Origin of the sequence: Aquirufa aurantiipilula (assembly GCF_019923745.1) — a bacterium.
In the GTDB taxonomy this organism is placed as follows: Bacteria; Bacteroidota; Bacteroidia; order Cytophagales; family Spirosomataceae; genus Aquirufa; species Aquirufa aurantiipilula.
The window spans coordinates 155,302-165,129 of sequence record NZ_JAANOG010000008.1 but is presented as its reverse complement, the minus strand read 5'-3'; the positions used below and the strand labels follow the sequence as shown (position 1 = coordinate 165,129).

At 39.0% G+C, this 9,828-nt stretch carries 5 protein-coding genes; 2 read left to right on the top strand and 3 right to left on the bottom strand.

The window, feature by feature from the left end; all coding sequences use genetic code 11:
* From G9H60_RS10385 to G9H60_RS10375, 3 genes are all read right to left on the bottom strand, one after another.
* The coding region (locus G9H60_RS10385) for a beta strand repeat-containing protein (RefSeq protein WP_223143991.1) at window positions 1-3,461 on the bottom strand (3,461 nt) is incomplete at its 3' end.
* A 179-nt stretch (window positions 3,462-3,640) separates the two neighbouring features.
* Window positions 3,641-4,846, bottom strand: a complete 1,206-nt coding sequence (locus G9H60_RS10380; RefSeq protein WP_223143990.1) for a helix-turn-helix domain-containing protein — start codon at window positions 4,844-4,846, stop codon at window positions 3,641-3,643.
* Window positions 4,847-5,432: 586 nt separating this feature from the next.
* Window positions 5,433-6,806: a 3-oxoacid CoA-transferase gene (locus G9H60_RS10375; RefSeq protein ID WP_223143989.1), complete on the bottom strand. Its 1,374-nt coding sequence runs from the start codon at window positions 6,804-6,806 to the stop codon at window positions 5,433-5,435.
* Window positions 6,807-7,124: 318 nt separating this feature from the next.
* Between G9H60_RS10375 and eat the strand changes: the two genes are divergently transcribed.
* Complete coding sequence (gene eat / locus G9H60_RS10370) at window positions 7,125-8,450, top strand: ethanolamine permease (RefSeq protein WP_223143988.1); 1,326 nt, start codon at window positions 7,125-7,127, stop codon at window positions 8,448-8,450.
* Between the two features lie 15 nt (window positions 8,451-8,465).
* Window positions 8,466-9,821, top strand: coding sequence for a glutamine synthetase family protein (locus tag G9H60_RS10365; RefSeq protein WP_223143987.1), 1,356 nt, complete (start codon window positions 8,466-8,468; stop codon window positions 9,819-9,821).
* Window positions 9,822-9,828 lie beyond the last annotated feature (7 nt).

Below are 9,828 nucleotides of genomic sequence, written 5' to 3'. Positions count from 1 at the left end.
GTAATACCATCCGTGGTTAAATTAGCCACTCCACTCGTAAAATCACCAGCTTGATTCAATATATTACTTGCTCCCGATCCTAAACCTGTCACCGTTCCTCCCAAGGAATTCGTCACCGTTACATTGTTCGTTGAGGCATCAAATCCTGTTACTGTATTTCCATAGGCATCCTGTGCCGTCAGGGTATTTGTTCCTGTGAAGGCGGTCCCGTTTATCTGTGGACTGGTTAAACTTACTGCCAATTTACTGAACGCTGCTTCTGTGACTGTGGCATTCAATGTTCCACCGGTATTCGAGTTGATAGTTCCATCACTGGCATTGATAGCGGCAACTTCTGCTTTATATAAAACCATAGTAGCAGCAGCGGAACCCGAAATAAATGTGATATTATGAGGTGAGCCAAAATTGGTTCCTCCAAAAGTTGGACTAGTAGAAGGACTAGATGAGTTAGCTGCCCCCGATAAAGTAATATTTTTTGCCCCAGTATATGATGAAGCTATATTTCCACTGGCATCTTGTGCAATAATGGCAACCGTTTGACCAGCACCTGCGGTAAAACTAGTAGAACCATCGATAGACAATTTGGTGGCAGCACCCGGATTGACCGTAATACTGGAACTAACAGCTGCTGTACCAGAAGTTGGAGTAAAAGTAAAAGTCCCTGCTCCTGATGTCCCCGTAAATTTCATACCCAAACTTGTCAAATTCGCTACACCACTAGTAAAATCACCAGCTTGGTTTAAAATATGATTAAGTCCTGATCCTAAGCCTGATACCGTTCCTGTCAAACTACTCGTTACGGTAACATTATTTGAATTAGCCGCAAAAGTGGTCACCGTATTACCATAAGCATCTTGAGCTGTCAAAGTATTGGTTCCCGTGAATGCTGTGCCATTGGTTTGTGGACTCGCCAAGCTAACCACCAATTTATTGAAAGCCGCGGTACTCACCGTAACACTCAAATTATCTCCGCCAGTAGAACTTATAGAACCATCTGTTACCGATATGGTAGCTGATTCTGTTTTATATAAGGACATTGGCACTGAAGAGGCAACCCCATTCGTAAAAGTAATTACAGTTCCTGTTCCAAAATTGATGGCAGCGGCATTTTTATCCGTTACTGTAGGATTCGTGGCGGGATTGCTCGAAATATTTGCCCCAGAAAATGTTAATGTTTTGTCGCCTGTGTAGGAAGTAGCCACATTACCACTTACATCATAGGCAGTTAGAGTAATATTTTGACTATTACCCGCAGTTTGAGTTCCGGTTCCTGTAATCACCAATTTAATAGCCGCACCTGGATTCACAACAACAGACCCACTGGTTATAGCCGTTCCAGAAGCAGGAGTAAACGTAAATGTTCCAGTTCCACTAGTTCCAGTATAAATCATCCCTAGAGCCGTTAAATCAGCAACTCCACTTGTAAAATCTCCCGCTTGATTCAGCACGTTATTGGCACCTGAACCTAAACCACTTACTGTACCCCCTAAAGAATTGCTTACCGTAATATTATTGGTGGAAGCATTGAAACTGGTGGCCGTATTTCCATAGGCATCCAAAGCTGTTAACGTATTCGTACCTGTAAAAGCTATTCCATTCGTTTGAGGTGTCGCAATACTGGTGGACAACTTAGTCATGGTTGAAGGACTAACCACAATGGATAGATTATCTGCACCCGTTGAAGATAGAGTACCATCTGTTACGGCAATATCAGCCGTTTCTGCATTATATAATTTTAAGAGTGAAGTAGCAACACCAGATGTAAAAGTCTCAGCGGTAGTTGAGCCAAAATCAATATCAACCGCCGAACTATTTTGTGCCGTCGGTCCAGTAACTGGACCTGGAGAACTATTGGCTCCTGAAAAGGTTAAACTTTTAGCACCCGTATAGGTCGTTGCCGTATTGCCATAGGTATCATGAGCAGTAATCGTAATTGTTTGACTTGTTCCTGCAGTTTGGGTCCCAGTACCTGTAATATTTAACTTAGATGCTGTTCCTGGAGTTACTGTTAATGAAGCCGTTTCAACCACATACCAACCCACTGCATTTTTCAATTCACAATTAAACACAGTTGTTCCAGATTTGGTATCAGAAACAGTCACAGCAGCTTTACCAGTGTTACCACCAGATCCTGCAGTAGTACCTGGATTTGTTCCAGTTATAGAAGCTGTTCCTGATGTTGAACTGAATGTCGCGGTAATTCCGTTGACATTCGTTCCTCCTGTATTTTTAGATTGCGCTGTTAAAGTTGTTGTTACTCCTGCCCCTCTAGAGGTATTTGATAAGATTAAAGTAGAACCAGTACCAATGGCAGCTGAAAATGTTTGAACTGTTGTACCTTCGGAACCATTTGCGAAGGTATAGCCTGTACTTGCGGCTAAAGTGGTAGTAGAATTGGGCAATTCCAACAAATAACCTGCGGTACCTGATCCACCCGTTAAAAAACCCAAAACTGAGTTGGCAGGAGTAGCTCCAGTCATTTGATAATTAACTGTACCTGATATGGAAGTACCTCCATTCCAAAATATGGCAGAAATAGACCCTGTAGCTACATTCCATGCACTAGAGATTGTTGAGGTTTCTAATCGTAAAGGTGTATTGGTAGATTTAGCCGACCCAGTGGTCCAAGTAGTTCCTCCTCCAGAAGCCGTAGTAGCAGGCCAAGCCTCTAATAAATATACCCCAGCATCTTCTACAAAGATATCTTTCCCTTCAACCTTGATTTTATTATGGTCATTACGTACCAAAACAGTTTCGACGTACCTTTCGGTTACGTCTAATTTCAATACCCGCACAGCAAACAAATCCCCTTCATCACCAGGTGAGTCATCTAAACCATTTAAATAATCATCTATTGCGTGCCCATATTCTTGAAATAACAAGGAAATCAACTGCGTATCCGTGGCATCAGGGTATAAAAAATTACCTTGACCTTCCGAATATTCTTTATTCATGTAAATACGTGGCCGACCATCTGGACCAATGGAACTATAACTTGCCATAGCACCATGCATGTTTTCCCATTTCACAAATTGAATGGGTACATACAAACCATTACCTAAAACCAAATTTTTCAAAGCAATGGCCTTCTCGTCAAAAGAAGCGTCCATTTGCTTCCGCTTTCCAGGAAAGAATTTAAATAATTGCTCGCGGTAATTAGCTTGATTAAAAAATGATCTTAAATGAAAATCAACACCATTTTTGGCTTTCAACACCCTTTTTCTGGCAAAAGAGTAATCTAAACTGTCCGCCTGCTCAACAAACACCTGTTGAGAAAATGGTAAAATGGCAGCAGAAGATGAATAAGATGCCGCAACAGGAGAAAAGCTACGCTGGGCAATTAAGTCAAATGAACTTGAAAATAAAAATAGGCCCAAAAAGGCCACTAAGGTAGATTTACCTTTTAATGAAGTTTTTTCAGAACAAAGTAGAAAAAGAATTTTAATAATTCTTTGAAGCATAAGTTTAATAATAGAACACAAACACACTAGATGAAGACTTTCCTATATTCTTAATCTAATGTAATTCGGTATAGGCTTGATGAATAAAACACTTTATTAATAACCGCAATAATACTTTTTAAAGTTACTGATAATTTTTGAGCAGAATGTAAAAAACAGCACTGAAGATGTTCTCAATTTTAAATTCCGCTCTTCATATCTTTCAAATACTCTGATGGGGTTTTACCTGTATTGTACTTGAATGCTTTCACGAAATTTGATCTTGACAAAAAACCAGAAGAATGCGCTAGGGCCTCCAATGTATTCTGTTGCGCCTTACCCGATTGAATCAGGGTAATAATATGCTTCACGCGTAACTCATTTTTCCAATCATTGAAACTAACTCCCAAATGATTATTAAAGTAATAAGACAATTGATAATAAGGGATTTTTGTATCCTCAGCAATCATAGATAAAGAAAATCTACTTCTCAAATAAGGCTCATCCACACAATATTTAGCTATTTGATGACCAATTTCCTCTAAACGAAAAAATGGAACTTCATAGGCTGTTGAAACAACTGCTCGTTTCACTGGCGGAGCAAAAGTAGACATCACTAATTCACCCTGTGAGCGTCCTGTGCTGTGTTTTTTCTTTTTGTATTGTGGACTAAACAATACATAAGGAATGAATAAAATAGACAAATTCTGCAAGGAATAAACCCAATATTTAATATCATAGCAAACTTGCAACATCATAGGGCTCATCCAATTATGCTGCGATTTTTGAAGCTCTATATTATTCATGAATACCAAAAAGGAGGCAGTATTCAATAAGATGTACAAAATAATGATCAGGGCAATCCAAAGAATACTGACTTTGTGAGTTACAAAGTAATTTTTGATGCGACAGCGACGATATAAATAATATCCTGTGTAAAGAAAATACCCAATAGTAAACAGTGGGCGAATCATGGACTGTATAAAAGTAGGTATAAACAGATATTTGGCATCATACAGAGCCTCAGAATGTTCAGCAATTTTATGTGCTAAAATCAGCTTCTCATCAAATGAAGAGAATAAATGCGGCAAAATGTTCACAAAAAACAGAGCAGCTACAACTACATGCAACCAGTCCTTTTGAACCAAACGCTCTCGACCAATAATTACTTTGACAAATAAAAAGAACACAGGACCCATTAAGAAATACAATGGGCTAAAATTGACAGCAAACAGGGAAATCATGAACTCAGAACGTGGTGTGCTGGTCACATCATGAACAATACCAAAAACACTCGTTAAGAAATAGAAAATAGCTAAAAGAATTTTAGCATAAGCTCTTCCCTCTCGATAAATGTAGAGAAGAAGAGCAACGACCAATCCTAAAAAAGAGAGATTTAGTATCATGAAAAATTATAGAACACGGAACGGATTAAATATTTTTTTTAGAACACGGAACAGTCTGTCAATAAGACCTATGACAAAAGTAGAGCGAAAAATTTTAAATACAAGAACTTTTAAACTAATTTTTGTTCTCAATTTCAAATTAACTACTTTTAATTATAACTATTTCACTAAAAAATATAATTATAATTGATTATTTAATTGTTCTTAAAAAATTGTAGCTAAAATAATTTGAACTTTATTTTACATAATTTAAAATAAACTACTTCTCTTCTAAGACGATAAAATCAAAAATAAGAAGAATTAAGCTTAGGTAAAAAAACGATGATGTCTGTATGGACCAACATACGATCATCCTTTAAAATTCCATGAATGAGTATCCCTATCTGATACGAAATTCCAAAGCCGCGAGAATCGAGTATTTGAATTTAACCTGAACCATCCATCAGAATATTGAAATCTCAGGCGCATCATTTTGAAGAGGAAATATTCGACATTCTCATATATCAGAAAAGAATTATATTATAGTATTTATTTAATTAAATAATTATTTAAATAAATAATCGACTAAATTAAGGCATGGTGTTTACTAAATATCCATCTCTTTTACTTCCCCACGAATGACTAAGTCGGCTTCAGTAGCTGATATAATTTGCTCTACGCTAACTCCTGGCGCTCGTTCAACCAACAAGAAACCGCCCTCAGGTAAAATATCAACAACAGCTAAATCGGTTACAATACGCTTCACACAAGACTTACCTGTCAAAGGCAAATCGCAGGCTTTCAAAAGTTTAGATCGCCCATTCTTGTTTTGATGTAGCATAGCAACAATGATATTAGGGGCAGAAGCTACTAGATCCATAGCGCCACCCATTCCTTTAACCTGTTTACCAGGGATCTTCCAATTGGCCAGATCACCCTTTTCAGAAACTTCCATCCCTCCCAAAATGGTTACATCAATATGTGCTCCTCGAATCATGGCAAAACTATCTACCGAACTAAAGAAAGATGCCCCTGGAATCATGGATATGGTTTGTTTACCAGCATTTATAATTTCTGGGTCCACATGGTTCTCTTCAGGAAATGGGCCAATACCTAAGAGTCCATTTTCAGATTGTAAAATTACGCGCATACCATGAGGGATATAATTAGCCACCATAGTAGGAATTCCAATACCTAAATTGACATAATCTCCATCTTTGATTTCTAATGCCAATCGTTTGGCTATAATTTCTTTTTGAGTGTCTAAAGCTGATAAATGAGCTAAATCCTTCGTTGTTGTACGATGCTCAATTCTCTTTTGATAAGCAAGTCCTTGAAAAATTCGTTGTACATAAATACCCGACACATGTATCTCATCTGGATTCAATGCTCCCATTGGCACTAATTCTTCGACCTCTGCAATGGTGATTTTTCCAGCTTGTGCCATCATGGGATTAAAGTTTCTAGCTGTGCCATGAAAAATTAAATTCCCCTCTGTATCCCCTCTCCAAGCTTTCACCAAAGCAAAATCTGCTGATAAGGCCTCTTCCATCAAATATTCTTTCCCATGAAAAGTTCGTACCTCTTTACCCCGAGCTACTTCTGTCCCAACTCCCGCAGGAGTAAAAAATGCCGGAATACCCGCCCCTGCTGCACGAATGCGTTCCGCTAAGGTTCCTTGCGGGACTAATTTTACTTCTAATTCCCCCGATAAATGTTGCTCTTCAAACAGCTCATTTTCCCCAATAAAAGAGGAAATCATGCATTTTATTTGTTTGTTCTTCAACAAAATCCCCAAACCAAAATCATCTACACCTGCCTCATTCGAAATGCAAGTCAAGCCCTTCACTCCCTTTCTACTTAATTCTGAAATGGCGTTTTCTGGAATTCCGGCAAGTCCAAATCCTCCAAACATCAATGTTGCACCATTCGAAACATCAAACAATGCAGCTTGCGCATCGGTAAAAACTTTATTCTTCATACGGACTGAGTTCAAGCTACAATACTAAAGAATTAAGCTTATGATAAAAATGAAAAACCGAGGATTTGACCCCCATTTTCTAAGACATTGATCAGGTTTTCAGGAAATAAATGGCTTCACGCTGCCAACGCTGTCAAGGTTTGGAACCTTGCCAGCGTTAAACGTTTCTGCGTGAAACGATTTTCCTTCCAGATAAATTGTCCAAGAAATTGATAATGAATAAATCGACATCCCCACAAGTAGTAAATTGCATTTTGAGCTTTAGACATATTTTTCTAACTTAAAGTCTGATTACCTATTGCCTCTAAAACCTATCAAATGAACCCAGAAAAGGAACCTGGATTAAAAAGAACCTTAAGCCCGCTAATGCTGTGGGGACTTGGTGTCGGATACGTCATTTCCGGCATGTATTTTGGATGGAATCTTGGGCTAGAAAAAGGTGGCACCCTAGGTCTTGGCTTGGCGACTCTACTCATTATCCTATTATATACCACATTTACCTTTTCTTATACCGAACTAGCTTGTGCGATACCCAAAGCAGGTGGAGGGTTTGACTACGCAGGAAGAGCATTAGGACCTACCTGGGGATTTGTTGCTGGAATGGCTCAAACCATTGAATTCATCTTCGCTCCTCCAGCCATCGCCTTTGCTATTGGGGCCTATTTTAATCTATTTTTCCCTCAAATACCCATCTTAAGTATAGCCATTGCCTCCTATTTATTATTTACTGCACTCAATGCCTACGGTGTCAAAGCGGCAGCCATTTTTGAATTAACCATCACCATTCTTGCCGTAGGAGAATTATTGCTTTTTGCTGGGATTACTTTACCTGAATTTGAATTAAAACATCTTCAAAATAACCCCTTGCCACATGGTTGGTCAGGATTTTTTGCGGCCATTCCCTTTGCCATTTGGTTTTTCCTGGGCATTGAAGGGGTTGCCAATGTGGCTGAAGAGGCTATCAATCCTCAAAAAACCATATTAATCGGATTTGGTTCTGCTATTTTGACCCTGGTGATTCTTTGTATGTTAACCTTTTTTAGTTCCATAGGAGTCAACGGTTGGGAATCCATCGTCTATCAAGCAGATGGCTCTCTTTCAGACTCGCCCCTTCCTTTGGCATTAAAACATGTGGTGGGTGACAGCAACCTCTTGTATCACCTATTGATTTCTGTGGGCTTATTCGGCCTCATAGCTTCTTTTAATGGCATCATATTAGCCGCAGGGCGCTCCACCTATGAATTGGGCAAAGTTAAAGCAGCCCCTCCTTTTCTAGGTCGAGTTCATTCCAAATTCCAAACGCCTGCCAATGCTTTACTCGTTAATATGTCGCTAGGAATCCTTGCTCTAATAACGGGTAAAACTGCTGAAATCATCACGATTTCCGTGTTTGGCGCCTTGACACTTTACCTCATTTCCATGGTATCCATTTTAGCGCTAAGACGGAATGAACCGGGACTTGAAAGGCCATTCAAAACACCCTTTTTCCCTTACTTCCCCTGGATTGCGCTGATCATTGCAGCCATATCCATGATCTCTATGATGTATTACAATCCCATTCAAGCGGGCATATATTTCCTGATTTTACTAGGCACTAGTATCATATATCGATTTTTTGGCCCTAAATTGACCCATAAACCCTAATTTTCAATTTAGAAAATGACCTCTACCGAATTAAAAAACTTTTTATCTGCCCATCCAACCTCAAAAGTTAAAATTGCTTTCACGGATATCGATGGGATTTTGCGAGGAAAATACATTTCCACTGAAAAATTCTTATCCATACTCGATAAAGGAACTACTTTCTGTGATGTGGTTTTTGGCTGGGATGCGGCCGATGTATTGTACAGCGAAGGTAAAAAAACCGGCTGGCATACGGGTTTTCCAGATACTCCAGCTCAACTAGATTTAAGTACTTTCCGACAAATACCTTGGGAAAATAACCTGCCCTTTGTTTTAGGAGATTTTCTTGAACAAGATGGAACTCCTTCTTCAGTTTGTCCTCGACAATTACTTAAAAAAATCATTTCTGAGGCCCAGGAATTAAATTTCACTCCCATTTTTGCTCAAGAATTTGAGTGGTTTAATTTCGCAGAAACACCTGATTCTGCCCAAGAAAAACAATATAAAAACCTAAAACCATTAAGTCCGGGAATGTTTGGTTATTCGGTGTTGAGAACAACGCTGAACAATCCTTTTTTCGATGATTTATTTGAACATCTGAAAGCTTTCCATGTTCCTATTGAGGGTTTACACACGGAAACTGGTCCAGGTACCTATGAAGCAGCCATTGCCCATTCGGGTGCATTAGAAGCTGCTGACAGAGCTGTTTTATTTAAAACTGCCGTTAAGGAAATTGCTTATAAACATCAAATTATGGCCACTTTCATGGCTAAAATTGATGAAAATTTACCAGGATGTGGTGGTCACGTTCATCAAAGTCTTTGGGACAAAGATGGCAAGACCAATTTATTTTACGATGCCAACGATCCATATCATTTAAGTAAAACGGCCAAACACTATTTGGCAGGTATCCTACATTGTTTACCACATATTTTACCCATGTTTGCCCCAACCATCAATAGCTATAAAAGGCTTGTAGAAGGCGCTTGGGCACCAACCACGCTAACGTGGGGACTTGATAACAGAACTGTAGCTTTACGTGTATTAAGTGCTGGAGCCAGCTCGGCCCGCATAGAAACGCGTGTCATTGGAGCTGATGTCAATCCTTATTTAGCGATTGCGGCATGTTTAGGTGCTGGACTTTATGGCATTAAACATGAATTAAATCTACAAGAACCCACTAAAGGAAATGGTTATTTAGATTATACTCATGGCAGTATTCCTCATACATTAATTGATGCCACTAAAAATATGCAACAATCCGATGTGGCTAAAGAGATTTTTGGACAGGAATTTGTGGAGCACTTTACCATGACAAGAACCTGGGAATGGCAACAGCACTTAAAATCTGTGACCGACTGGGAATACAAACGATATTTTGAAATCATTTAATCAAGCC

Excerpts from the sequence above, each read along its gene's own strand:
- G9H60_RS10380 (WP_223143990.1), bottom strand. The coding sequence starts at position 4,846 with ATGATACTAAATCTCTCTTTTTTAGGATTGGTCGTTGCTCTTCTTCTC.
- G9H60_RS10375 (WP_223143989.1), bottom strand. The coding sequence starts at position 6,806 with ATGAAGAATAAAGTTTTTACCGATGCGCAAGCTGCATTGTTTGATGTT.
- eat (WP_223143988.1), top strand. The coding sequence starts at position 7,125 with ATGAACCCAGAAAAGGAACCTGGATTAAAAAGAACCTTAAGCCCGCTA.
- G9H60_RS10365 (WP_223143987.1), top strand. The coding sequence starts at position 8,466 with ATGACCTCTACCGAATTAAAAAACTTTTTATCTGCCCATCCAACCTCA.